The organism is Geodermatophilus sp. CPCC 206100, from assembly GCF_048569675.1.
GTDB lineage: Bacteria > Actinomycetota > Actinomycetes > Mycobacteriales > Geodermatophilaceae > Geodermatophilus.
The window spans coordinates 1-24,226 of sequence record NZ_JAQISV010000059.1 but is presented as its reverse complement, the minus strand read 5'-3'; the positions used below and the strand labels follow the sequence as shown (position 1 = coordinate 24,226).

General features: G+C 76.5%; 21 protein-coding genes. 9 read left to right on the top strand and 12 right to left on the bottom strand.

The genetic code is table 11. From position 1 onward, the window contains the following. Positions 1-90: 90 nt before the first annotated feature. Together PGN05_RS22665 and PGN05_RS22660 are read left to right on the top strand one after the other, a co-directional pair. The gene (locus PGN05_RS22665; protein WP_419754842.1) at positions 91-1,350 is read left to right on the top strand and encodes a hypothetical protein; all 1,260 of its coding nucleotides are present in this window, start codon (positions 91-93) and stop codon (positions 1,348-1,350) included. Then, a complete protein-coding gene (locus PGN05_RS22660) occupies positions 1,347-2,462 on the top strand; it encodes a glycosyltransferase family 4 protein (protein ID WP_419754841.1) in 1,116 nt (371 codons plus the stop codon). The genes PGN05_RS22665 and PGN05_RS22660 overlap by 4 nt, the downstream gene beginning before the upstream one ends. On the opposite strand, the gene PGN05_RS22655 is transcribed toward PGN05_RS22660, so the two are convergent. From PGN05_RS22655 to PGN05_RS22630, 6 genes are all read right to left on the bottom strand, one after another. Continuing rightward, positions 2,423-2,776: a hypothetical protein gene (locus PGN05_RS22655; RefSeq protein ID WP_419754840.1), complete on the bottom strand. Its 354-nt coding sequence runs from the start codon at positions 2,774-2,776 to the stop codon at positions 2,423-2,425. The two genes, PGN05_RS22660 and PGN05_RS22655, sit on opposite strands and share 40 nt — an antisense overlap. 131 nt (positions 2,777-2,907) lie before the next feature. Next, positions 2,908-4,062, bottom strand: coding sequence for an acyl-CoA dehydrogenase family protein (locus PGN05_RS22650; protein WP_419754839.1), 1,155 nt, complete (start codon positions 4,060-4,062; stop codon positions 2,908-2,910). 52 nt (positions 4,063-4,114) lie between these two features. Next, entirely contained in the window at positions 4,115-5,041 is a 927-nt protein-coding gene (locus tag PGN05_RS22645) for a TylF/MycF/NovP-related O-methyltransferase (RefSeq protein WP_419754838.1), read from the bottom strand. A gap of 167 nt (positions 5,042-5,208) precedes the next feature. After that, positions 5,209-5,685 carry a 5-(carboxyamino)imidazole ribonucleotide mutase gene (gene purE / locus PGN05_RS22640; protein WP_419754848.1) on the bottom strand — a complete coding sequence of 159 codons (477 nt, stop codon included), beginning with the start codon at positions 5,683-5,685 and terminating at the stop codon, positions 5,209-5,211. A 35-nt stretch (positions 5,686-5,720) separates the two neighbouring features. After that, on the bottom strand, positions 5,721-6,926 hold the full coding sequence (locus tag PGN05_RS22635) for a 5-(carboxyamino)imidazole ribonucleotide synthase (protein WP_419754837.1): 1,206 nt from the start codon (positions 6,924-6,926) through the stop codon (positions 5,721-5,723). Positions 6,927-6,956: 30 nt separating this feature from the next. Continuing rightward, a complete protein-coding gene (locus PGN05_RS22630) occupies positions 6,957-7,661 on the bottom strand; it encodes an SGNH/GDSL hydrolase family protein (protein WP_419754836.1) in 705 nt (234 codons plus the stop codon). Between the two features lie 156 nt (positions 7,662-7,817). On the opposite strand from PGN05_RS22630, the gene PGN05_RS22625 reads away from it, so the two are divergent. Then, positions 7,818-8,306, top strand: a complete 489-nt coding sequence (locus tag PGN05_RS22625; protein WP_419754835.1) for a GtrA family protein — start codon at positions 7,818-7,820, stop codon at positions 8,304-8,306. 96 nt (positions 8,307-8,402) lie between these two features. Continuing rightward, positions 8,403-8,927 (top strand): hypothetical protein, encoded by a 525-nt coding sequence (locus PGN05_RS22620; protein ID WP_419754834.1) that lies wholly within the window; start codon positions 8,403-8,405, stop codon positions 8,925-8,927. Here the strand turns inward: PGN05_RS22620 and PGN05_RS22615 are convergent. From PGN05_RS22615 to PGN05_RS22600, 4 genes are all read right to left on the bottom strand, one after another. Further along, a complete protein-coding gene (locus PGN05_RS22615) occupies positions 8,910-11,870 on the bottom strand; it encodes an AAA family ATPase (RefSeq protein ID WP_419754833.1) in 2,961 nt (986 codons plus the stop codon). The genes PGN05_RS22620 and PGN05_RS22615 overlap by 18 nt on opposite strands. Beyond that, on the bottom strand, positions 11,867-13,030 hold the full coding sequence (locus PGN05_RS22610) for an exonuclease SbcCD subunit D (RefSeq protein WP_419754832.1): 1,164 nt from the start codon (positions 13,028-13,030) through the stop codon (positions 11,867-11,869). The genes PGN05_RS22615 and PGN05_RS22610 overlap by 4 nt, the downstream gene beginning before the upstream one ends. Positions 13,031-13,114: 84 nt before the next feature. Next, a complete protein-coding gene (locus tag PGN05_RS22605; RefSeq protein WP_419754831.1) occupies positions 13,115-13,669 on the bottom strand; it encodes a PH domain-containing protein in 555 nt (184 codons plus the stop codon). Positions 13,670-13,700: 31 nt separating this feature from the next. Continuing rightward, positions 13,701-14,513 (bottom strand): biotin--[acetyl-CoA-carboxylase] ligase, encoded by an 813-nt coding sequence (locus PGN05_RS22600; protein ID WP_419754830.1) that lies wholly within the window; start codon positions 14,511-14,513, stop codon positions 13,701-13,703. A gap of 124 nt (positions 14,514-14,637) precedes the next feature. Between PGN05_RS22600 and PGN05_RS22595 the strand changes: the two genes are divergently transcribed. The 5 genes from PGN05_RS22595 (at position 14,638) to PGN05_RS22575 (ending at position 19,714) form a co-directional block, all read left to right on the top strand. After that, on the top strand, positions 14,638-16,260 hold the full coding sequence (locus tag PGN05_RS22595) for an acyl-CoA carboxylase subunit beta (RefSeq protein ID WP_419754829.1): 1,623 nt from the start codon (positions 14,638-14,640) through the stop codon (positions 16,258-16,260). After that, positions 16,257-16,514, top strand: coding sequence for an acyl-CoA carboxylase subunit epsilon (locus PGN05_RS22590; RefSeq protein ID WP_419754828.1), 258 nt, complete (start codon positions 16,257-16,259; stop codon positions 16,512-16,514). Before PGN05_RS22595 ends, PGN05_RS22590 begins: the two co-directional genes overlap by 4 nt. Beyond that, positions 16,511-17,119, top strand: coding sequence for a Maf family protein (locus PGN05_RS22585; protein WP_419754827.1), 609 nt, complete (start codon positions 16,511-16,513; stop codon positions 17,117-17,119). Before PGN05_RS22590 ends, PGN05_RS22585 begins: the two co-directional genes overlap by 4 nt. A gap of 47 nt (positions 17,120-17,166) precedes the next feature. Beyond that, entirely contained in the window at positions 17,167-17,892 is a 726-nt protein-coding gene (locus PGN05_RS22580; protein ID WP_419754826.1) for a class I SAM-dependent methyltransferase, read from the top strand. Between the two features lie 67 nt (positions 17,893-17,959). After that, complete coding sequence (locus PGN05_RS22575; RefSeq protein WP_419754825.1) at positions 17,960-19,714, top strand: acetyl/propionyl/methylcrotonyl-CoA carboxylase subunit alpha; 1,755 nt, start codon at positions 17,960-17,962, stop codon at positions 19,712-19,714. A gap of 57 nt (positions 19,715-19,771) precedes the next feature. Here the strand turns inward: PGN05_RS22575 and PGN05_RS22570 are convergent, their stop codons facing one another. Further along, the gene (locus PGN05_RS22570) at positions 19,772-23,905 is read right to left on the bottom strand and encodes a fibronectin type III domain-containing protein (protein ID WP_419754824.1); all 4,134 of its coding nucleotides are present in this window, start codon (positions 23,903-23,905) and stop codon (positions 19,772-19,774) included. Positions 23,906-23,976: 71 nt separating this feature from the next. After that, positions 23,977-24,226: hypothetical protein (locus PGN05_RS22565; protein ID WP_419754823.1), on the bottom strand; the 250-nt coding region annotated here is incomplete at its 5' end.

Below are 24,226 nucleotides of genomic sequence, written 5' to 3'. Positions count from 1 at the left end.
GGCCCGATACCGTGCGGCCGTGGGACCGCCGACCGCTCCGGGTACGCGTTGCCCAGGAGCCGTGCGCTGAGCGGCACCGGGCGCCGGAGGGTGGCGCCCGCGCTGAGCTGGGTCGCGCTCAGCGTCGTCCTCTCCGGCGTCCTCACCTACGGCTACCTCGCCCTGGTGGCCCGCAGCCTGCCCGCCGACGAGTACGGGTGGTTCGGCGCCTACTGGTCGCTGGCGCTGGTGGTGGGGCTGGGCGCCTTCCTCCCGATCGAGCTGGAGGTGACCCGGCTGGTGCACCTCGGCGGCGGCGGGGGCCTCCCCCGGGGCGCGGGCCCGGCCTGTGCGGTCCTCACCGCGGCGAGCCTGGCGGCGGTGCTGCTGGCCGCTCCGCTGCTGCTGCCGGCGCTGGGCGGGTCCCTCGGGCTGCTCCTCGCCCTCGGCGCGGTCTGCGTCGTCTCCGCCGGCCAGTTCCTCCTGCGCGGCCTGCTGCTCGGCAACGGGCGGTACGGCAGCCACGGCACGGTGCTGCTCGCCGACGCGGCGGCGCGGGTGGCCTGCGCGGCCGCCGTCGCGGCCCTGGTGCAGCCGGCCGACGCCGCGGCGTTCGGCTGGACCCTCGTGGCCGCCCTCGTGCTGGCGCACCTGCCGCTGCTCGGGTGGCTGGCGCTCCGGCCGCCTCGGGCAGCGGCGGGCGGCGCCGCGCCGGAGCGCCTCCGGCTGCCGCCCCTCGGCCACCTGGCGGTCGGCACCCTCTGCGCGCAGGCCCTGCTCAACGCCGCGCCGGTCCTGGTCACCGGCACCGCGGGCCCCGGCGAGGGCGCGACGGCCGCGGCGTTCGTGGCGGCCTTCACGCTGGTGCGGCTGCCCCTGTTCGTCGCGGTGCCGCTGCAGAGCGCGCTGCTGCCCACGCTCACCGACGTCACCGCCCGCCCGGAGTCCGGGCCGCGCCGGCGGCTGCTGGTGCGGCTGCTCGCCGCGGTGGCCGCCCTCGCCGCGGTCGGCGGCGTGCTCGGGGCACTGGCCGGCCCACCCCTGGTCGCGCTGCTGTTCGGCGAGCGGTACGCGGTCGCGGCGGGCATCGTCGCCGTCCTCGCGGTCGGCAGCGTGCTGCACGTGGGCCTGCTCGTCTGCAGCCAGGGGGTCGTGGCCGCCGGCCGGCACCGCGACAGCGCGCTGGCCTGGGGTGCCGGGCTGGCGGTCGCCGCCGGGGTCGCCGCGCTCGTCCCCGGCACGGCGACGCGCGGGGCCTGGGCGTTCACCGCCGGGACGGCGGCCGCGCTGGCCTGGTGCACCGTGACGCTGCTCCGCCACCGGCCGCAGCCGGTCCCCGTTCCGATCCCGCCCGGAGGAGGTCTCCTGTGACCCGGCTCGACGTCCTGGTGTCGTTGGACTACTACGCGCCCTACGTCAGCGGCCTGACCAACGTGGCCCGCGACGTGGCGGTCGGGCTCGCCGCCCGCGGGCACCGGGTGCGCGTGCTCACCAGCCGGCACGACCGGGCGCTGCCCGAGCGCGAGGTGCTCGACGGGGTGGAGGTGGAGCGGGCGCCCGTGCTGGCGCGGGTCGGCAAGGGCGTGGTCAGCCCGGCGCTGGTCCGGCGCACCCGGGCCTCGGCCGCCTCCGCGTCGGTGGTCAACCTGCACCTGCCCATGCCGGAGGCGGGCCTGCTCACCGGCGTCCGGACGCCGCTGGTGACGACCTACCACTGCGACGTCAGCCTGCCGCCCGGGCTGGTCAACCGCGTCCAGACCGCCGGGGTCGACGCCGCCAGCCGCCGCGCCCTGCGGCGGTCGCACGCGGTCGTGGTGTCCAGCGACGACTACGCGCGGCACAGCCGGTTGTGGCCGGCGATGGCCGAGCGCACCGCCGTCGTCCCCCCGCCGTGCCGGCCCCGGACCGGGGGTGTCCCGCGCTTCCGCGACGGTGCCGGCCCGCACATCGGGTTCCTCGGCCGGATCGTCGAGGAGAAGGGGCTGCAGTACCTCGTCCGGGCCGTGCGCGCCCTGCCCGACCCGGCCGTGCGCCTGCTGATCGCCGGCGACTTCGCCGACGTCGCCGGGGGCTCGGTCGTCGAGGAGGTGCGCCGGCTGGCCGGTGAGGACTCCCGCATCAGGCTGCTCGGCTTCCTCCCGGAGGAGCAGATCCCCGACCTCTACGCCTCGCTGGACGTCTTCGCGCTGCCGTCGGTGAACTCGTTCGAGGCGTTCGGCATCGTCCAGGTCGAGGCGATGATGAGCGGCGTGCCCGTGCTGGCCAGCGACCTCCCCGGGGTCCGGACGCCGGTCCGCGAGACCGGCTTCGGCGTCGTCGTCCCGCCCCGGGACGTCGCGGCGATCACCGCCGGCCTGCAGCAGCTCACCGCGGCCCCCCTCGACCGGGACACCGGGTCCGCCCGCGCCCGCGAGCGCTACGCCTTCTCGTCGGTCCTCGACGCCTACGAGGCCGTCTTCACCGAGGCCGCCGCGCGTCGCTGAGTCGGGTGCTGCGCACGCTCGTCCACCGCCTCGCCGGGCGGGCCTGCCGCGGCGACGTCCTGGCCGCGCAGGCGGGGCCAGAGGCGCCACAGCAGCCAGCCCAGCGCCGTGGCGGCGGCGACCACCAGGCCGCCGTCCACGACGCCGAACAGGACCAGGAAGATCGCTGCCCACGCGCCGGCCACCACCGCGGCCGGCAGGTCGTCCACGCTGCGGCCGCCGCCCCGGTGGCCCGCCAGGTCCGGCTCCTCGGCCTCGGCGGCGCAGCACCGCTCGACGTCGTTCCACATCCGCTGTTCGGGTTCGCTCAGCACGATGCACCTCCTGAGCACCACCCTGCCGCCGGCCGACCGGCCCGACCAGGGAGCCCGCCGGTCGACCGGCGCCTGCCGACCCTGCCGACGGTCGGCAACGGCGCCGAGCGACGGCCGCGCGGGTCGACGGCCTACTTCAGGAGGCTCCGGGCGATCACCATGCGCTGGATCTGGTTGGTGCCCTCGTAGATCTGGGTGATCTTCGCGTCGCGCATCATCCGCTCGACCGGGAAGTCCTGCGTGTACCCGGCCCCGCCGAACAGCTGGACGGCGTCGGTGGTCACCTTCATCGCCACGTCGGAGGCGAAGGCCTTCGCGGCGGCGGAGAGCCGGCCGAGGTCCGGGCCGCCGGTCTCCCCGCGCGCGGCGGCGACGTAGACCAGGTGGCGGGCGGCCTCGATCTGCATGGCCATGTCGGCGAGCATGAACTGCACGCCCTGGAAGTCGCTGATCGCGCGGCCGAACTGCCGGCGCTCGCGGGTGTACGCCACCGCGGCGTCCAGCGCGCCCTGCGCGATGCCGACGGCCTGCGCGCCGATGGTCGGCCGGGTGGAGTCCAGCGTGCGGAGCGCGGTCTTGAAGCCGGTGCCGGGCTCGCCGATGACCCGGTCGGCCGGGATGGTGCAGTCGGTCAGGTACAGCTCGCAGGTCGGCGAGCCCTTGATCCCCATCTTCCGTTCCTTGGGGCCGACGGCGAAGCCGGGGTCGTCGGCGTGCACCACGAACGCCGAGATCCCGTTGGCGCCCCGCTCCGGGTCGGTCACGGCCATGACCGTGTACCAGGACGAGATCCCGGAGTTCGTGATCCAGGCCTTGGTGCCGTTGAGCACCCAGGAGTCGCCCTCCAGCCGCGCCCGGGTGCGCATCGCGGCGGCGTCCGAGCCGGCCTCGCGCTCCGACAGCCCGTAGCTGATCATCGCCTCGCCCGAGGCGATCGACGGCAGCACGGCCTGCTTCAGCTCCTCCGACGCCGACAGGATGATCGGCATCGACCCCAGCTTGTTCACCGCCGGGATCAGCGAGGCCGACGCGTCGACCCGGGCGACCTCCTCGATGACGATGCAGGTGGCGATCGGGTCCGCGCCCTCCCCGCCGTACTCCTCGGGGATGTGGGTGGCGTGGAAGCCCGCCGCGGTCAGCGCCTTCTGCGCCTCGATCGGGTACCGCGACTGGGCGTCGACCTCCGCCGCGTGCGGGGCGATCTCCCGCTCGGCGATCTCCCGGACCGCCTCGCGGATGGCGTCGTGCTCCTCGGTCAGGGCGTACAGCCCAGCGTTGTTACCCACGGGTAGATCCTAAGCCCGGGACCCTCGTGTGGAGTCGCCGCGCCACCCCGGGTCAGACCCCGGCGGACACCGGCTCCGACGCGGCGGGACGGCTGCCCCGCGCCTTCCGGCGGGCCGGCGCCGGCCGCTGCGGCACCTCGACCAGGCGCACCGCGACCTGCTCGTCGTCCGCGGTGTAGCCGAGGTACTCGAAGCGCAGGCCGGTCTCGGTGACGAACTCGGTCCAGGCCCGGTGCTCGTGCTCCTCCCAGCCGGGGAAGTTGAAGTACTCGTCGAAGACGATCACCGTGCCGGCCCGGAGGCGGGGCGCCAGGGCCTGCAGGACCGTCCGGGTCGAGGAGTACAGGTCGGCGTCCAGGTGGAGGAACGCGACGGGCTCCGGGTGCGCCTCGAGGAAGGGCCCCAGGGTGTCGTCGAACAGGCCGACGACCAGCTCGGCGCCGGGCACGTCGGGCAGCTCGGCCTGGGCGAAGGCACCGGCGTCGAAGCCGGGGCGCCAGTCCTCGGGCAGGCCCTCGAAGGAGTCGAACCCGAAGACCGAGCCGGCCGGCGCGTGCGTGGCGATGACCCGCAGGGTGCCGCCCGTGGCCACGCCGAACTCCAGGTACAGCCCCTCGGAGACGACCCGCTCCAGCGCGGCCCGGAGCGTGTCGTGCTTGTCGAAGTAGGGGGCGGCGTCGTCCATCTCGCGGCGCAGGAACTCGGCGCTGGTGCGCATCGCCTCGTGGTCGACCGCGGTGAGGATGTCGCGACGCTGCCGGCGCTCCCAGGCGCGCAGCTCGCCGCGCAGGCCGCCGTCCAGCGCCTCGACGCGCTGGTGGAGGTGGGCCACCCGCTCGTCGAGCCGGTCCAGGCGCCCGCCGAGGTCCGCGCGCAGCGCCTCGATCTGCCCGGCCAGGGCAGTCGTGCCGTCGGCGTTGGCCTCGCGGACGGCGCGGAGCAGCCGGTTCCGGACGGCGGATCGGAGGCTGTGCAGCACGGGGGCTCCCGGGGGTGCGACTGGAGGGCCGGAGGGCCTGGTCCGGTGGGCCGGACGCCCCCATGGGTAACACGGCTCCCTGCTCCGCGACCAGCACCGCCGGGCCCGGGGAGGCCCACCCGTCGCACGGCTCCCAGGGTGCTCGCCGGACCCAACCGCGCGGGGTGTCAGTCGTCCCGGAGGCGGTCCTGGAGGGCGGCGTCGCGGGCGACCACCGACTCGGCGAGCTCGGCCTGGAAGCGCTCTACGTCGGCCCGCAGCCGCGGATCGGCCGCGGCGAGGATGCGCACGGCGAGCAGCCCGGCGTTGCGGCCTCCGCCGATGGAGACGGTGGCCACCGGCACCCCGGCCGGCATCTGGACGATCGACAGCAGGCTGTCCAGCCCGTCGAGCCGGTCCAGCGGCCGGGGGACGCCGATCACCGGCAGCGGGGTCGCCGCCGCGACCATCCCGGGCAGGTGGGCCGCGCCCCCGGCTCCGGCGATGACCACCCGGAGCCCGCGGCCGGCGGCGGACTCGGCGTAGTCGAGCATCCGGCGCGGCGTCCGGTGCGCGGAGACGACCGACACCTCGTACGGGACGCCGAACTCGGCCAGCGCCTGGGCGGCGGGCTCCATCATCGGCCAGTCGGAGTCGCTGCCCATGACGATGCCGACCAGCGGGGTGTCCACGGTGCTCCTCAGTGCTCGGTGTCGAACGCGAACGCCGGGTCGATCTCCCCGTCGGCGAGGTAGCGGGCCGCCGCGACCGCCCGGGCCCGCACCGCCTCGAGGTCCTCACCCAGCGCCGTCACGTGGCCGAGCTTGCGGCCCGGACGCTGTCCCTTGCCGTACCAGTGCAGCTTCACGTCGGGCCAGTGCGCCATCAGGTGGTGCACCCGCTCGTCCAGCCCCGGCCCGGTCCAGTCCTCCCCGGCGGCCCGACCGCCGAGGACGTTGGCCATCACAACCACCGGCGCGGTCATCGCCGTCGACCCCAGCGGATAGTCGAGGACGGCGCGCAGGTGCTGCTCGAACTGGCTGGTGCGGGCGCCCTCGATGGTCCAGTGGCCGGAGTTGTGCGGGCGCATGGCCAGCTCGTTGACCAAGACGGCGTCGGCGGTCTGGAACAGCTCGACGGCGAGCACGCCGACGACGCCGACCTGCGCGGCGACGCGGACGGCGAGCTCCTGCGCGGCGGTCGCGGTCGCCTCGTCGAGGCCGGGGGCCGGCGCGAGGACCTCGTGGCAGACGCCGTCCCGCTGGACGGTCTCGACGACCGGCCAGACGGCCACCTGCCCGAACGGCGAGCGCGCCACCACGGCGGCCAACTCCCGGACCAGCGGCACCCGTTCCTCGGCCAGCAGGGTGCCGTGCCGCTCGAGGAGGTCGACCGCCGCGGCGACGCCGTCCACCACGAACACGCCCTTGCCGTCGTAGCCGCCGCGCGGGGTCTTGAGCACCACCGGCCAGCCGTGCGCGGCCGCGAAGCGCTCGACGTCGGCTCCGCTGCCCACCTCGGCCCAGGCCGGCTGCGGCTCCCCCGAGGCCGCCAGCGCCCGCCGGAGCACCAGCTTGTCCTGGGCGTGCACGAGCGCCTCCGGGCCCGGCGCGACGCGGTGGCCGGCGGCCTCGAGGGCGTGCAGGTGCTCGGTGGGCACGTGCTCGTGGTCGAACGTGACGACGGTGGCGCCGTCGGCGGCGGCCAGCAGCGCCTCGAGGTCCCGGTGGTCGCCGAGCCGGACGTCGGCGGCCACCAGCGCCGCGGACTCGTCGGGACCCGTGGAGAGCACGCGCAGCGACTGCCCGAGGGCGATCGCGGCCTGGTGGGTCATGCGGGCCAGCTGCCCTCCGCCGACCATGGCGACGACGGGCAGCCCGGTGCGCGGGTCCAGTGGGGTGGCCATCGGGACCCGAGGCTAACCGGCGCCGGCCGGTCAGCCGTCGGCGCGGTCGAGCACCGCTGCGCGCAGGCGCCCGCCGACGAGGTCGGCGACCTGCTGGGTCGGGTGCACGCCGTCGCCGCTGGCGCCCGGCACCCACGTCCCCTGCGGGGTCCGCGACTCGGTCCACGGGTCGACGAAGGTCCACCCCTGCTCGCCGGCCAGCTGCCGCAGGGCCCCGTTGTGGTCCAGGGCCGCCTGCGGCGCCCGGTCCAGCGGCGGGATCCCCGACAGCACGACCGCGCCGACCCCGGCGGTGCCCACCGCGGAGACCAGGTCGGCCCGGCTCTGCTCCCACGGGATGCCCAGCTGCAGGTCGTTGGTGCCGCCCATGACGACCAGGACCTCGGCGTCGACCGGCCCGACCTCGGCCCGCATGTCCGCGGTGGTGGCGCCGGGCACCGCCCAGCCGCCGCGGAACGCCAGCGGCGGAACGGCCGCGGCGGGGATCCACGACCCCGCCCCGTCGGCGCGGGTCCCCTCGACGGGGGCCGTCGTCCCCGCGGTGATGGAGTCGCCGACCACGGCGAACCCCACGGGCTCCGGTGGCGCGGGGGCGGGCGGCTCCGAGCCGCCGGTCCCGGCGGGCGACGCCTCCGACTCCCCCGACGCCCCGGGCGTCCCGCAGGCCACCAGGACCGCGAGCAGCACCGCGAGCAGCGCCACGGCCGGGAGGGGGACGCGGAGCCGTCGGCGCATGCGCCGGATCCTCCCACCGGGGTCCCCGCGCCCCGGGCGCACGGCCGCCGGCCCGCGCGGCGTCGGCCCGCGCGGCGTCGGCTCGTGCGGCGTCGGCTCGTGCGGCGTCGGCTCGTGCGAGGGCCGCCGGCCTGCCCCCCTCGTAGACTCGCCGGCATGCCGGCCGCCCGGGGAGTCCTGAGCCGGCTGGACGCCACGCGGCGGCTCCTGCTGCGGGAGCTGTCCGCCTTCGGCGCGGTCGGCGCCGTCTGCTTCGTGCTCGACCTGTCGCTGTTCTCGCTGCTCTACACGCAGGCCGGCGTCGGCGCGGTGCTCGCCAAGCTGGTGTCGACCCTCGTGTCGACGACGGTCGCCTTCGTCGGGCACCGCTACGTGTCCTTCGGCCGCCGCGCGCGGACCGGCCTGCGCCGCGAGTACCTGCTCTTCTGGGCGGTCAACGGCGTGACCCTGCTGCTGGGCCTGGCCATCGTCGCGTTCGTGCGGTACCCGCTCGGGCAGGAGAGCGCCTGGGTGCTGCAGGCGGCGAACCTCGGCTCGATCGCCGTCGGGACCGTCATCCGCTTCCTCGCCTACCGCAGCTGGGTGTTCCCGGCCGCGGAGGGGGTGCCGGGGCCGGCCGCGGAGGGGTCCCCGAGCCGCGCGTGAGGGGCCGCACCTGACCACCGCCCTGCCCCGATCCCCGGCCCCCGGGACAATGGGAGCGGTGCCCGCCGGCGGTCGGGGGGTGGAACGGAGCGGGGCGTGACTTCTGCGGACCTGGACGACTGGCACCAGGCGGTCGGCCGCCTCGTCTCCGCGGCGGCCGTCGCCGAGCGGGCCGTGTCCCAGCTGGCCCGCGCGCTCAGCGGCGTCAACGAGCGCAGCGCCCCCTACCTGCTCCCGCTGGAGCTCGACGCGCTGGTGCGGATCATCCGCAACCTCATGCCGCTGCACGTCCGCGACCGGCGGCTCAACGACGACGTCCTGGAGTGGACCCACCAGGTGCGCAAGCTGTACGCCGTCCGGACGGCGGTGGTGCACACCGTGTGGCAGGACACCGACGCCGACTCCGACGAGGGCATGCACCCGGCGTGGTCGAACGCCGGGATCGCCGACCACCCGCTGACCGTCGCCGAGCTGGTCCGGACCACCCGCCGGATCACCGACCTCTGCGGCGACCCGCTGGAGCAGTTGCTGCGCCGGGTCGCCGAGCTGGCCCCGGCGCTGCGGATCGCCGGGCCCGCCGGCCGGACGGACGACGGGGAGCGCTCAGCCGGCCAGGCGTGACCCCTGCCGCCCGGCGACCACCTCCAGGCGGGTGGGGATGCGGGTGCGCAGCTCCTCCAGGTGGCTGATCACGCCCACCGTCCGGCCGCCGCGACGCAGGTCGTCGAGCACGTTCATCACGGCGTCGAGGGCCTGCGCGTCGAGGGTGCCGAACCCCTCGTCGACGAACAGGGTGTCCATCTGCACGCCGCCGGCCTCGGCGGTGACGACGTCGGCCAGCCCGAGGGCCAGGGCGAGCGAGGCCATGAAGCTCTCGCCGCCGGAGAGGGTCTTGGTCGGCCGGCGGGTGCCGGTGTACTCGTCGAAGACGTCCAGCCCCAACCCGCCGCGGGCACCGTGCCGGGCCTGGGCGTCGCTGTGCAGGAACGTGTAGCGGCTGCCCGACATCTCCTGCAACCGGCGGCTGGCGACCTCGGCCACCTGCTCCAGCCGCGCGGCCAGCACGAAGGACTGCAGGCGCATCCGCAGGGTGTTGGCGCCGCGCCCGTTGACCAGGTCGGCCAGGCCGGCGACCTGCCCGGCCCGGTCCCGCCGCTCGGCCAGCTCCACCTCCGCGGCCACCACGTCCCCGGCCAGCCCGTCGAGGGCGGTGCCGCACCGGCGCGCCTGGTCGCGGGCGGTGACGGCCTCCTCCCGGCGCGCGGTGAGATCGGCGCAGCGCTCCTGCAGCGCGGCGACGTCCGGCCGATCGGGCAGGTCGGTGAGCTCGGGGTCGGCGAGGGTGGCGACGACGACGGACCGGGCCGCGTCGTGCTCGCGCAGCCGGCGGTCGAGCGTGGCCAGCTCGCCCGCCTCCAGGAGGGCGGCCGCCGCGTCCAGCACGTCGCCGAACCCGGCGGCCGCCGCCCGCTCCGCGGCGGTGGCGCGGGCGGTGTCGGCCGCGGCACGGGCCCGCAGCTCCTCGGCCTCGGCCGCGACGACGGCCTCGCAGCGCTCGGCGGCGGTGGTGAGGCGGCGGACCCGCGCGGCCAGGTCGGCGTCCGTGCCGCGGGCGGTGTCGAGGCGCTCGGTGAGCTCCCGCAGCGCCTCCTCGCGGGCGGCGCGCTCGGCGGTGCGCCGCTGCATCTCCTCGCGGCCGGCGGCGAGCGTCGCAGCGGCGGCGTCCCGGCCGGCCTCGGCGGCGGCCAGCTCCCGGCGGGCTCGGCCGGCCGAGCCGGCCCGGGCGGTGACCTCGGCCAGCTCGGCCCGTGCGTGGCGGGCCCGGGCGGCCAGCTCCTCGGGCGGCGATCCGCCGGCCCGGGCGCGGAGGACGGCGAGCTCCCGCTCCCCCTCCTCGACGGCTCCGCGGGTGGCCGTGGCGCGGACCTCGGCGGCGTCGACGGCGGCCCGGGCCCGCTCCTCGTCGTCGGCCGAGACGGTGCGGGCGGGAGGCACCGCCGGGCGCGGGTGCTCGCGCGAGCCGCAGACCGGGCAGTCGGCGCTGTCGGCCAGCCCGGCGGCGAGCTCGGCGGCCATGCCGTCGAGCCGGGCGGCGCGCAGCTCGACGAGGTCCTCGCGGGCCCCGAGCCAGGCGACCCGCGCCGCCTCCGCCGCCGCCCTTGCCGGCGCCAGCGCGGCGGTGACCTGCTCGGCGCGGGTGGCGGCCGCCAGGGCCTCGCCGGCGGCCTCCTCGGCGGCGGTGCACCCGGGCAGCGCTGCGACGGCGGCGAGAGCGGCGTCGAGCCCGGTCTGGGCGTCGGCGACCCGGTCGGGCCAGGTGGCCGCGGCGCGGGCGCCCTCCGCCCAGCGGGCCGTCAGCGTCTCGACGTCCCGGTCGAGGGCGGCCACCTCGCGGGCCAGGGTGCGCGCCCGGTCGGCCTCGGGCACGAGCGCGCGGGCGGCCGCGGCCTCGTCCCGCAGCGCGCGGGCCAGCAGGGTGTCGGCGTCACGGCGCTCGCCGCCCGCGGCCCAGGCGGCGCGGGCAGCGGCGAGCGCGGTGCCGGCGGCCTCGGCGGCCAGCGCGGAGCGGCCGGCGGTCTCCAGCACGTCGCGCAGGACCTCGGCGCGCCGTCCGGCGTCGGCGCGGGCCCGCAGCGGAGCCAGCCCGGCCTCCTGGGCGGTGAGCCGCGCCAGCTCCTCGCGCGCGCGGTCGCGACGGGCGTGCCGGTCGGCCAGGGCTCGGGCGTCGGCCAGCTCGGCGTCGAGCCGGGCGCCGGTCGCGGCGGCCTCGGCGGCGGTGGCCTCGGCGCGGGCGAGGTCGGCGGCGGCACGGGTCCGGACCGCGGACACCCACGCGCGCACGCTGGCGCCGGGGTGGGCGCCGACCAGCTCGGGCGCCAGCGCCTCGGGGACCTCCACGTCGGCGATCTGCGCGACGCGGTGCAGCAGGGTGCTGATCCGGTGCCGGTCGGCGCGCAGCGACTCCTCGGCGGCGCGGCGCTCGGCGGCCAGCCAGTCCTCGGCGCGGGCGAACCGGTCGACGTCGAACAGGGTGCGCAGCAGCCGGGCGCGGTCCTCCGGCTCGGCGCGCAGGAAGCGCGCGAAGTCGCCCTGCGGCAGCAGCACCACCTGGCAGAACTGCTCGGCGGACAGGCCGAGCCGGACCCGCAGGTACTCCGACCCCTCGTCGATCCGGGTGCTGACCGGCTCCCAGGTGCCGCCGTCCCACCGCTGGACGGTCATCCGGGCCGGCTCGCTCGTCTCGCCCGCGCCGCGCTTCTTGGGGCGGGTCTGCTCGGGGCGACGCACGACGAGCAGCCGCTCGCCGGCCAGGGTGAGCTCGCAGGAGACCTCGGTGCGGGTGGCGGCGTCGGCGTGGTCGCTGCGCAGCCGCTTCTCCTCGCCGCGGGCGCCGGGGACGGTGCCGTAGAGGGCGTAGACGACGGCGTCCAGCAGGGTGGTCTTGCCCGCGCCGGTGGGGCCCCAGAGCAGGAACAGGCCGTCGCGGGCGACGTCGTCGACGTCGACGGTCTCGGTGCCGGCGAACGGCCCGAACGCGCTGAGCGAGAGGGAGTGCAGCCTCACCGGGCCAGCTCCTCCCGGGCGGCCGCGCTCAGCGCCCGCGCGAGCAGCTCGCGCTCGGCGGCGCTGACGGCCACTCCCCCGCGGACGTGGTGGACGAACTCGCCGGTGACGTCGAGGTCGTTGCGGCCGCGCAGCCGCTCCTGGTAGCTGCGGCCGTCGCCGGTGCCCGTCGCGCCGGTCCACTCCAGGTGCACGCAGTGCCGGAAGCGGGTCTGCAGCTGCCGCATCGGGTCGGCCGGGCGGACGTCGTCGGTCAGCCGGGCGGAGAGGAAGTGCTCCTCGACCGCGGCGTGCGCCGGGTCGGCGAGCAGCTCGGCGAGGGTGCCGGTGAGCACGGTCAGCGGGCGCGGCGTGGGCAGCGGCAGCGGCCGCACCTCGGCCAGCCCGGCCGCGTCGAGGTCGACCAGCCACGCCTGCTTGTCCTGCCCGGCCTCGCCGAAGGAGTAGGCCAGGGGCGAGCCGCTGTAGCGCAGCCGCGGGGTCAGCGTCTGCGGCCGGTGCAGGTGCCCCAGCGCGACGTAGTCGACGCCGTCGAACACCGACGCGGGCACCAGGTCGACCCCGCCGACGCAGATGTCACGCTCGCTGTCGCTGGCCACGGCGCCGCCGACGAACGCGTGCGCCAGCACGACCGAGCGCGCGCCGGGCCGGAGGAAGAGGTCGGCGCGGACCCGGTCCATCGCCTCGGTGAGCACCGCCTCGTGGGTGCGGGCCATGCTGGTCTCCCGCCCACCCCCCAGCTCGTGCCGGGCCAGCTCCGGCTCCAGGTAGGGCACGCCGTAGACCGCCACGTCGCCGTGCTCGTCGGCCAGCAGCACCGGCTCGTCGAGCCGGCCGGTCGCCGCTCGGACGTGCACCCCGGAGGTCGCCATCAGGCCGGCACCGAACGCCAGGCGGCGGGCCGAGTCGTGGTTGCCCGGGGTCAGGACGACGACCGCCCCCGCGCTGCGCAGCCGCATGAGGACCCGGTCGAGGACGGCGGTCGCGTCGGCCGAGGGCACCGCCCGGTCGTAGACGTCGCCGGCGACCACCACCACGTCGACGGACTCGGCGGCGACCGCCTCGGCCAGGCCGGAGAGCACGGCCTCCTGCTCACGGAGCAGGTCGGCGCCGTGGAGGGAGCGGCCGATGTGCCAGTCGGAGGTGTGCAGCAGCCGCATGGCCGCAGACGGTAGGTCGGGGGGCCGACAGAAACCTCGCGGCGCGCCGTGACCGATCCGTCACACCGGGCGGCCGGAGGGTGGTCAGAAGCGGGCGGTCTCGTGCGCCCAGCCGTCGGAGAGGTACCCGGCGCTCTCCATCGCCCGCCGGTCGGCGTCCTCCTCGACCATGTGGTTGAGCAGCTGCTGGACGCCGTCGCTGTCGGGGATCCGGCGCAGCACCGTGGGGCCGCCGTCGCCGGCGGACTCGATGGTCAGCGTGCCGGAGCTGATCAGCCGCTCCCACAGCGTCTGCCGGTAGGAGACGTCGGTGATGCGGGACAGGCCGAGGTCGCGGCCGTGGCGGACGAGGATGCCGGCGCGGAACAGCAGCCGGTGCGTGGTGATGACGTAGTGGGTGGTGCGCCAGCGCAGCAGCGGCGCGAGGACGAAGACCGCCAGCAGCACCAGCGCGACCGCCGCGATGACCAGCCGGACGACGCCCTGCTCCGGCCCGCCGGGGACGAGCGCGGCGCCGAAGGAGGCCCCGCCCACGACGAGCAGGGCGGCGACGACCGGCCAGAAGACCGTCAGCCAGTGCGGGTGGAGGTGCCGGACGACCTCTTCGTCGGCGGCCAGCAGCTTGTCCGGGTAGGGCACCGAGCCAGGATGACGCAGCGCATGCAGACCGTCACCCTTCGCGCGGTCGTGTCCGCACGTGTCGCACGTCACCGGTGGCCAGCTCGACCGGCCCCTGCGCGGTCCGGACGACGAGCCGGCCGTCCCAGTCGACCGCCTCGGCGACCCCGTCGAGGGTGGACCCGTCGGGCAGGGTCACCGCGACCGTCGCCCCGATCGTCGAGCACCAGGCCAGGTAGTCGCGGGCCAGGCCGGTGCCGACCGGGTCGCCGAGCGCCGCCGTCCACGCCCGGTAGCGGCGCTCCAGCCCGCGCAGGAAGCCCAGGAGCACCGCGCCCCGGTCGACCGGGCGCCCGGCGGCCAGCGCCAGCGAGCTCCCGCCCTCCGGCAGCTCCGCCGCCGTCGTCGACACGTTGAGCCCCACCCCCACGACGACGGCACCCGAGCCGACCTCGGCGAGGATGCCGGCCAGCTTGCCGCCGTCGGCGGCGAGCAGGTCGTTGGGCCACTTCAGCGAGGTGCGCAGGCCCGGGACCTCGCCCACCGCCTCCGCGAGGGCCACCCCGGTCAGCAGCGGCAGCCACCCGCGGCGCGCCGCCGGCACGTCGGGACGCAGCAGGAGCGACACGGTCAGCCCGGCGCGGGGCGGCGAGGTCCAGGTGCGGTCCAGCCGGCCGCGGCCGGCCGCCTGGTGCTCGGCCACCAGCACGGTGCCCTCCGGGGCGTCCTGCGCGGCGGCCGCGAGCAGCTCGGCGTTGGTCGAGCCGACCTCGGCCACCACCTCCAGCGAGCGCCACAGGGCACCGTCCCCGGTCAGGGCCGCGCCGAGCGCGGCGGCGTCCAACGGGGGCCGGGAGGGGTCCACGGACGGGGACGGCGACGCCGGAGGCACTCCCTTACGCTACGGAACCCGTGGGCGAGCTCGCGAGGTCACGCAGAGGCACGGCACCGCCGCGGATGCGGCCGACGAGCGGCAGCGAGGAGTGCGCATGAGCGCGGCGGAACCGGACAGCGCGGGCGAGCACGTCCCCGGGGACCTGCACACGACCGCCGGCAAGCTGGCCGACTTCGCCCGGCGCGTGGAGGAGGCCACCCACGCCGGCTCCGCCCGCGCGGTCCAGAAGCAGCACGCCGCCGGGAAGATGACCGCCCGCGAGCGGATCGAGGCACTGCTGGACCCCGGCTCGTTCACCGAGCTCGACGAGTTCGCCCGGCACCGCTCGACCGCGTTCGGCATGGAGGCCCGCCGTCCCTTCGGCGACGGCGTGGTCACCGGCTACGGCACCGTCGACGGTCGGCCGGTCTGCGTCTTCTCCCAGGACGTCACCGTGTTCGGCGGCAGCCTCGGCGAGGTCTACGGCGAGAAGATCGTCAAGGTGCTGGACCTGGCCATGCGCAACGGCTGCCCGGTCATCGGCATCAACGAGGGCGGCGGCGCGCGGATCCAGGAGGGCGTGGTCTCCCTCGGCCTGTACGCCGAGATCTTCCGGCGCAACGTGCACGCCTCGGGCGTCATCCCGCAGATCTCGCTGGTCATGGGGGCCGCGGCCGGCGGGCACGTCTACTCCCCCGCCCTGACCGACTTCGTCGTGATGGTGGACAAGACCAGCCAGATGTTCATCACCGGCCCCGACGTCGTGAAGACGGTGACCGGCGAGGACGTCACCCTGGAGGAACTCGGCGGCGCGCGGACGCACAACACCAAGTCGGGCGTGGCGCACTACCTGGCCGAGGACGAGACCGACGCCCTGGACTACGTCAAGGCGCTGCTGTCCTACCTGCCGAGCAACAACCTCGACCCGCTGCCGGTCGCCGAGGTGCCCGCGGTCGACGTCTCGATCCCGGACGGCGTCACCGAGGCCGACCTCGAGCTCGACACCTTCGTCCCGGACTCGCCCAACACCCCCTACGACATGCACACCGTCCTCACCCACGTGCTCGACGACGGCGAGTTCCTCGAGGTGCAGCCGCTGTTCGGCCCGAACATCGTCATCGGCTTCGGCCGGGTGGAGGGCCGGCCGGTCGGGGTCGTGGCCAATCAGCCCACCCAGTTCGCCGGCACGCTGGACATCGACGCCAGTGAGAAGGCGGCCCGGTTCGTGCGCACCTGCGACGCGTTCAACGTCCCGGTGCTGACCTTCGTCGACGTCCCCGGCTTCCTGCCCGGCACCTCCCAGGAGTGGGAGGGGATCATCCGCCGCGGAGCCAAGCTGATCTACGCCTACGCGGAGGCCACGGTTCCCAAGATCACGGTCATCACCCGCAAGGCCTACGGCGGGGCGTACGACGTCATGGGGTCCAAGCACCTGGGTGCGGACCTCAACCTGGCCTGGCCGACGGCGCAGATCGCCGTCATGGGCGCCCAGGGCGCGGTCAACATCCTCCACCGCCGCGAGCTCGCCGAGGCCGCCGACCCCGACGCCCGCCGCGCCGAGCTCATCACCGAGTACGAGGACGCGCTGCTGAGTCCCTACGTCGCCGCCGACCGCGGGTACGTCGACCAGGTCATCCTGCCCTCGCACACCCGCATCCAGGTCACCCGCGCGCTGCGCCTGCTGGCCAACAAGCGCCAGACGCTGCCGCCGAAGAAGCACGGGAACATCCCGCTGTGAGTGACCACCCGAGCGGAGTCGCTGGAGCGCGGAAACTGTCCTCCAGCGACTCCGCCCCCCTGCTGCGGGTGGTCCGGGGCGAGCCCACGGCCGAGGAGCTGGCCGCCCTCACCGCCGTCGTCGCGGCCCTGTCGAAGCGCCGTCCCCGCCGCCGGCCCACCCCCGTCGGGGCGTGGGCGTCGGCCGCCGACGCGCACCGCACACCACTGCGCCCCGGCCCCGGCGGCTGGCGCGCGTCCGGGAGGTTCTCATGAGCGCGGATCGTCGACTGGTGCTCGCCTCGGCGTCGCCGGCGCGGCTGGCGCTGCTGCGCCAGGCGGGGCTGACCCCCGAGGTCGTGGTGAGCAACGTGGACGAGTCCGCCGTCCGCGCGCCGCGGGTGGGTGAGCGGGTCGCGCTGCTGGCCGCCGCCAAGGCAGCGGCCGTCGCCCGCCGCGAGACCGACGCGCTGGTCATCGGCGCCGACTCGCTGCTGGAGTTCCGCGGCCAGTCGATGGGCAAGCCGGCCGACGCGCGCGAGGCCCGCGACCGCTGGCAGCGCATGGGCGGCAGGAGCGGCGTCCTGCACACCGGGCAGGCGCTGTTCGACGTCCAGGACGGCACCGTGCTCGGCCGGGACGTCGCGGTGGTCTCCACCACGGTGCACTTCGCCGCGCCGACGCCGCAGGAGATCGAGGCCTACCTCGCCACCGGGGAGCCGCTCGCGGTGGCCGGCGCCTTCACGCTCGACGGGCTGGGGGCGCCGTTCGTCCGCCGGGTGGACGGCGACCCCGCGGCGGTGGTGGGCCTGTCGCTGGCGACGCTGCGCACCCAGCTGGCCAAGCGGGGTCTGGCGATCACCGACCTCTGGCGCCGGTGACGGCCGAGACCCGTCCGAGGAGCGGATCGGCCCACTAGCGTCGAGGTGTGGACCTGCGGGAAGTGCGCGACGCGTGGAACGCCTTCGGTGAGACCGACCCGATGTGGGCGGTCCTGACCGAACCCGGCCGTGAGGGCGGCAGGTGGGACCCCGAGGAGTTCTTCGCCACCGGCCGGCGGGAGATCGCCGGGGTCATGGCCCTGCTCGACGGTCTCGGCGGCCTCCCCCGCCGGGGCGCCGCACTGGACTTCGGGTGCGGCGTCGGGCGGCTGAGCCAGGCGTTGGCCGACCACTTCGACTCGGTCACCGGCGTCGACATCGCCCCCTCGATGGTGGCCGCGGCCGAGCGGCACAGCAGCCGGTCGAACTGCCGGTTCCTGCTCAACGAGCGCCCGGACCTCGCGCTCCTCCCCGACGCGAGCTTCGACTTCGTCTACACGACGATCGTGCTGCAGCACATGCCTCCGGCGGCGGCGCTCGGGTACGTGGCCGAGTTCGCCCGCGTGCTGCGGCCGGGGGGCATGGCCGTGCTCACCGTGCCGTCGCGGCCGTCCAACACCGTCATCGGCCGCCTCTACCGGGTCGTCCCGCGGCGGCTGATCCACGCCTACGTGCGGCACCGGTTCGGCGCCGTCATGCAGATGCACGGCATCCCGATGGAGACCCTCCTCCCGGCGATGACCCGCGCCGGCCTGCGGATCGAGCGGGTGGACCCGGACACCAGCCCGGGACCCAACTGGGTCGGCTTCCGCTACGTCCTCAGCCGACGGTGACCTGGCGCGCACCGGCAGCCGACCGCCTGGCTACAGTCCGGGCGGTCCACGCTGAGAGGGAGCACCGGTGCACAAGGTCCTCATCGCCAACCGCGGCGAGATCGCCGTGCGGGTCGCCCGCGCCTGCCGCGACGCCGGGCTGACCAGCGTCGCGGTCTACGCGGAGCCCGACCGGGACGCCCTCCACGTCCGGATCGCCGACGAGGCCTTCGCCCTCGGCGGGACGACGCCGGGCGACTCCTACCTGGTCATCGACAAGATCCTCGACGCCGCACAGCGGTGCGAGGCCGACGCCGTCCACCCGGGCTACGGGTTCCTGTCGGAGAACGCCGACTTCGCCCGCGCGGTCATCGACGCCGGGCTGACCTGGATCGGTCCCTCCCCGGAGGCGATCATCGCCCTCGGCGACAAGGTGCAGGCCCGGCACATCGCCACGCGGGCCGGCGCCCCGCTGGTGCCCGGGACCACGGACCCGGTCTCCGGCCCCGAGGAGGTCCTCGCGTTCGCCGACGAGCACGGCCTGCCGGTGGCGATCAAGGCCGCGTTCGGTGGCGGCGGCCGGGGCCTCAAGGTGGCCCGCACCAGGGAGGAGATCCCGGAGCTGTTCGACTCCGCGGTCCGCGAGGCGGTCTCGGCCTTCGGCCGCGGCGAGTGCTTCGTCGAGCGGTTCCTGGACCAGCCCCGGCACGTCGAGGCCCAGGTGCTCGCCGACACCCACGGCACCGTCGTCGTCGTCGGGACCCGGGACTGCTCGCTGCAGCGCCGCAACCAGAAGCTGGTGGAGGAGGCGCCCGCGCCCTTCCTGACCGACGAGCAGCGCAAGCGGATCCACGAGTCGGCCCGGGCCATCTGCGCGGAGGCCGGCTACACCGGCGCCGGCACGGTCGAGTACCTGGTCGGCGCCGACGGCTCCATCTCCTTCCTCGAGGTCAACACCCGGCTCCAGGTGGAGCACCCGGTCACCGAGGAGACCAGCGGCATCGACCTGGTGCGCCAGCAGTTCCGGATCGCCGAGGGGCTGCCGCTGGAGATCACCGAGGACCCGGAGCCGCGCGGGCACAGCATCGAGTTCCGGATCAACGCCGAGGACGCCGGCCGCAACTTCATGCCGGCCCCCGGCCCGGTGCAGCGCCTGGAGATCCCGCAGGGCCCAGGGGTCCGCTGGGACTCCGGCGTCGCGACCGGCGGCGAGGTGGCCGGCGCGTTCGACTCCATGCTGGCCAAGCTGATCGTCACCGGCGCCACCCGCACCGAGGCCCTGCAGCGGGCCCGCCGCGCCCTGGACGAGCTGGTCGTCGAGGGCATGCCGACGGTCCTCCCGTTCCACCGGGCCGTCGTCCGGGACGAGGCGTTCACCAGCGAGCCGTTCGGCGTGCACACCCGCTGGATCGAGACCGGGTGGGACAACCAGGTCCCGCCGTACGACGCCGCGCCGGCCGCGCAGGAGGAGCCGGAGCCGCGCCAGACGGTGGTCGTCGAGGTGGGCGGACGGCGGCTGGAGGTCTCGCTGCCCGCCGGTCTGGCCGCCGGCGGCGGGACCGCGGCCGCGGGGAGCCCCGCGCCCCGCCGCCGCGGGAGCGGGCACGGCGGGTCGGCGGTCTCCGGCGACGCCCTCACCAGCCCGATGCAGGGCACCATCGTGAAGGTCGCCGTCGAGGACGGCGCGACCGTGGCGGCCGGTGACCTCGTCGTCGTCCTCGAGGCCATGAAGATGGAGCAGCCGATCGCCGCGCACAAGGCGGGGACGGTGTCCGGGCTGTCGGCCGAGGTCGGCGCGACCGTGGCCAGCGGCGCGGTCATCTGCACCATCGCCGACGCGTAGACCGGCACGCGCCCGAGAGCCCGCCGGTGGTCGACCGGCGGGCCCTCGGACGGCGGGTCAGACGTACTGGACCTGGGTCCGCCCCCCGACGACGGCGATCCGGCCGCGCTGGAAGGACTGCTCCACGCCACCCGGGACGGCGCGGGCCGGTCCGGTCGGATAGCCCAGTGGGCCGGACTCGCCCATGACGCTGTCGTAGGCCGCGGAGACGGGCGCCAGCACCGCGTGCGCCCCGGTGCCCGGCGAGGTGTGGATCCGGCCGCGCTCGAACGCCTGCGTCCAGCCGTTGCCCGGGGTGGCGTAGCGGCTGCCCACCGGGTAGCCGAGCACCCCCGACTCGCCCCACAGCGCGTCGTAGGCGCCGGAGATGGGCGCCAGCACCGCGTGCGCCCCGGTGCCCGGCGAGGTGTGGATCCGGCCGTTCTGGAAGGCCTGGGTCCAGCCGTTGCCGGGGGTGGCGTACCGGTCGGACACCGGGTAGCCCAGGATCCCGGACTCACCGGTCAGCGGGTCGTAGGCGCGGGAGATGTCCCCGTACACCGCGTGCGCGCCCGTGGTCGGGGAGGTGTGGATCCGGCCGTTCTGGAAGGCCTGGGTCCAGCCGTTGCCGGGGGTGGCGTACCGGCTGCCCACCGGGTAGCCCAGCACCCCCGACTCGCCGCGCAGCACGTCGTAGGCGCCGGAGATGGGCGCCAGCACCGCGTGCGCCCCGGTGCCCGGCGAGGTGTGGATCCGGCCGTTCTGGAAGGCCTGGGTCCAGCCGTTGCCCGGCGTGGCGTACCGGCCGGACACCGGATAACCGAGGATCCCGGACTCACCGGTCAGCGGGTCGTAGGCGCGGGAGATGTCCCCGTACACGGCGTGCGCGCCCGTCGTCGGGGAGGTGTGGATCCGGCCGCGCTCGAACGCCTGGGTCCAGCCGTTGCCCGGCGTGGCGTAGCGGCCGGACACGGGGTAGCCCAGCACCCCCGACTCGCCCCACAACGCGTCGTAGGCGCCGGAGATCGGCGCCAGCACCGCGTGCGCCCCGGTGCCCGGCGAGGTGTGGATCCGGCCGTTCTGGAAGGCCTGCGTCCAGCCGTTGCCCGGCGTGGCGTACCGGCCGGACACCGGATAACCGAGGATCCCGGACTCCCCCATCAGCGGGTCGTAGGCGCGGGAGATGTCCCCGTACACCGCGTGCGCCCCCGTGCCCGGCGAGGTGTGGATCCGGCCGTGCTCGAACGCCTGGGTCCAGCCGTTGCCCGGGGTGGCGTAGCGGTCGGACACCGGGTAGCCCAGGACCCCGGACTCACCGGTCAGCGGGTCGTAGGCCCGCGAGATGTCCCCGTACACCGCGTGCGCCCCGGTCGTCGGCGACCAGTGGATGCGGCCGTTGGCATAGGCCTGGGTCAGCCCGCTGTTCGGCGTGGGGTACCCCGTGCCGATGCGCGCGCCCAGCGGGCCGGTGGCGCCGCCGGTGGCCTGGTAGGCGGCCGCGATGGCGTCGGCAGCGGAGGCACCGGGGACGACGCCGGCGCTGGGGGCGCTGGCCGCACCGGTGCCCACGGCGTTCTGCGCCCGCACCGTGAACGTGTAGGCGGTGCCGTTGGACAGGCCGGCCACGGTGGCGCTCGTCGCCCCCGTGGTGGCCGCGGTCGCCCCGCCCGGGGAGGCGGTGACCGTGTAGCCGGTCACCGCGCTGCCGTTCGCCGCGCCCGGCGTCCAGGTGACCGTCGCCGACCGGTTCCCGGGCACGGCCGTCACCGACCCCGGGGCCCCGGGGCGGCCGGCGGGCGTGACCGGGTTGCTGGCGGCGCTGGCCGGGCCGGTGCCCACGGCGTTGCTCGCGCGGACCGTGAACGTGTGGGCGGTCCCGTTGGTCAGCCCGGGGACGACGACGCTCCGCGCGCCGGTCGTGGTCGCGGTGGCGCCGCCCGGGGACGCGGTGACCGTGTAGCCGGTGACCGCGCTCCCGTTGGCGGTCGCGGCCGCCCAGGTCACGGTGGCCTGGCCGTCGCCGCGGACCGCGGTCACCGTGCCGGGCGCCCCCGGTGCCGCCGCCGCCGGCTGCGGGACCGCGGTCGCCGGCTGGCTGGCCGGGCCGGTGCCCACGGCGTTGGTGGCGGTCACGGTGAAGTCGTAGGAGGTGCCGTTGGTCAGGCCGGTCACGGTCGCCGTCGTCGAGCCGGGAGTCGAGACGGTGGCTCCTCCCGGCGTCGTCGCGACGGTGTAGCCGGTGACCGGGCTGCCGTGGGACGGGGCGGCGGTCCAGGAGAGCGTGACCTGGCCGTCGCCGGGCGCGGCGGTCACGCCGGTCGGCGCACCCGGCCGCGTCGCGGTGCTGCCGGTGCCGGTCACCGTGACGCCGGCCGCGGGCCCGGCCTGACCCCACGCGTCGACCACGGCGACCTCGTAGGTGCGGGCCACGCCCGCCGCGGGCGCCTCGAGCACCGCACCGGCGGTCTGCGGGGCGGCGACGACCGACCCGGCGACGCTGACCCGGTAGGTGTGGGCGGCGCCGGCGTCGTCCCAGGTCAGGAGCACCTCGCGGTCGCTCTGGACCGCGGTCAGCCCCGCGGGGGCGGCGGCGGGCGGCGCCGGCCGCCCGCTGCCGACGACCACGGAGTTCGAGGCCGCGCCGAACCGGCTGTAGCCGTCCACCGGGCGCAGCTGCCAGCGGGACTCGTGGGCCGGCGCGACGCCCACGTTCACCGCGACGGTGCGGGGCGTGTCCGAGAGGCTGAACGGGATCGAACCCATGCTGAGCCCGTCCCGCAGCAGCTGGTACTGGACCGGGGTCGCCGCGGCCACCCCGGGCACGGACGCCGACAGGCTGAGCGTCGACCCGCTGATCGAGCCGGAGTGCAGGACCGGCGTGCCCGGGAGGGCGCCCCCGACGTCGGCGAGCACCGGCCGGCTGCGCTCACCGTTGCCGGGCTGGACGTCGACGGCGACCTGGGTGCCGTCGACGAGGCCGCCGACGGTGGCGCTGGTGCCGGCCACCACGGCGCGCTCGACGCCGTCGACCCGCACGGTGTAGGAGGTGGCGCCGGGGACCGGCGACCAGCTGACCGCGAGCTGCTGCGACGAGGGGGTGACGGTGACGGCGACGCCGGCGCGGTCGGCCGCGGCCATGGCGGCGGGCACGTCGAGCCGCCCGGCACCCCACGCGCGGTCCCACGGCCCGCTGCTGTCCACCCCGGCCTGCAGCGCCGCCTGCACGTCCCGCGGCGCGATGCCCGGGTGTCCGGCGCGGAGCAGGGCGACCGCTCCGGCGACCGCGGGACCGGAGAAGGACGTGCCCGTCCCGTTCGCGTAGCTCGCCTCGGGCACCGGCACGAGCACGCCCTCGCCGACGGTCGAGACGTCGACCTGCCAGCCGTGCACGGCCCAGTCCGCGGGCGCCCCCGTGGGCGTGGTCGCGGCGACGGCGATGACGCCGTTGTTGGCGGCCGGCCACGAGACCGGGTTGCCGTTGAGGCCGTCGTTGCCGGACGAGGCGACGACGGCGATGCCCTTGTCCAGGGCGTACCGGATGGCCGTGGCCGTCACGTCGGAGTAGCCGGCGCCGGACAGGGACATGTTGATGACGTCGGCGCCGTGGTCGGCCGCCCACAGGATGCCGCGGGAGACCGCGGCCGAGGAGCAGCTGGGGGCGCAGACGCGGATCGGCATGATGCGGGCCTCGGGTGCCATGCCGGCGCTGCCGATGCCGTTGTCGGCCCGGGCGGCGATGACGCCGGCCACGCCGGTGCCGTGCCACTCCGTGTCCGCCGGCATCCCGGTGGTGTCGGTGCCGGGCACGAAGGCCCCGGCGAGGTCCGGGTGGGTGGTGTCGACGGAGGTGTCGAGCACCGCCACGGTCTGCCCCGCCCCGCGCGTCCGCGGCCACACGTCCTGGACCGAGCTGGTCACCTGCGGGTCGTCGAGGTCCCAGTACGGATCTCCGGCGTCGGGCCGGTACTCCACGGCCGGGCTGGCGTCGACGACCTCGGGCCGCGCCTCGAGGGAGTCCTCGGTCGCCGCGGCGGAGCGGGCCGGCGCGGTCACCGTCTCGACCACGTACCCGCCGTCGACGACCTTGAGGACGTCGATGGTGACCTGCTCGTCCGCGGCGACGGTGGGGGCCGAGCCGAGGAGCAGGAGTGCGGCGGCCACCGATCCGGTCAGGACGGTGGTGAGCCGGCGGGGGGTGCGGGAGAGGTGCATGTCGGCTCCATCGGCACGGACCCGGCCGTTCCTGAACACCGGTCCGCGGTGGCTGTCCCCCAAGGGGGAGGTCAGTGGGTGGACGCGGCCCGCTGCCGCAGGGTGCGGGCGCCGGCCCATCCCGCGAGCAGCGCGATGCCGAGGCCGGCGCCGACGGCCAGGGGCACCGGCCACGCCGAGCCGGAGGCCTGCGCCGCCGTCCGGAGCTCCGCGGCCTCCGCGGCCTCCGCGGCCTCCGCGGGCTCGGCGGGCTGAGCCGGCTCGGCGGCCGGCGCGGGCGCGGGCGCGGGCGGCGGTGCCACGGGGGCGGCGGGTGCGTCG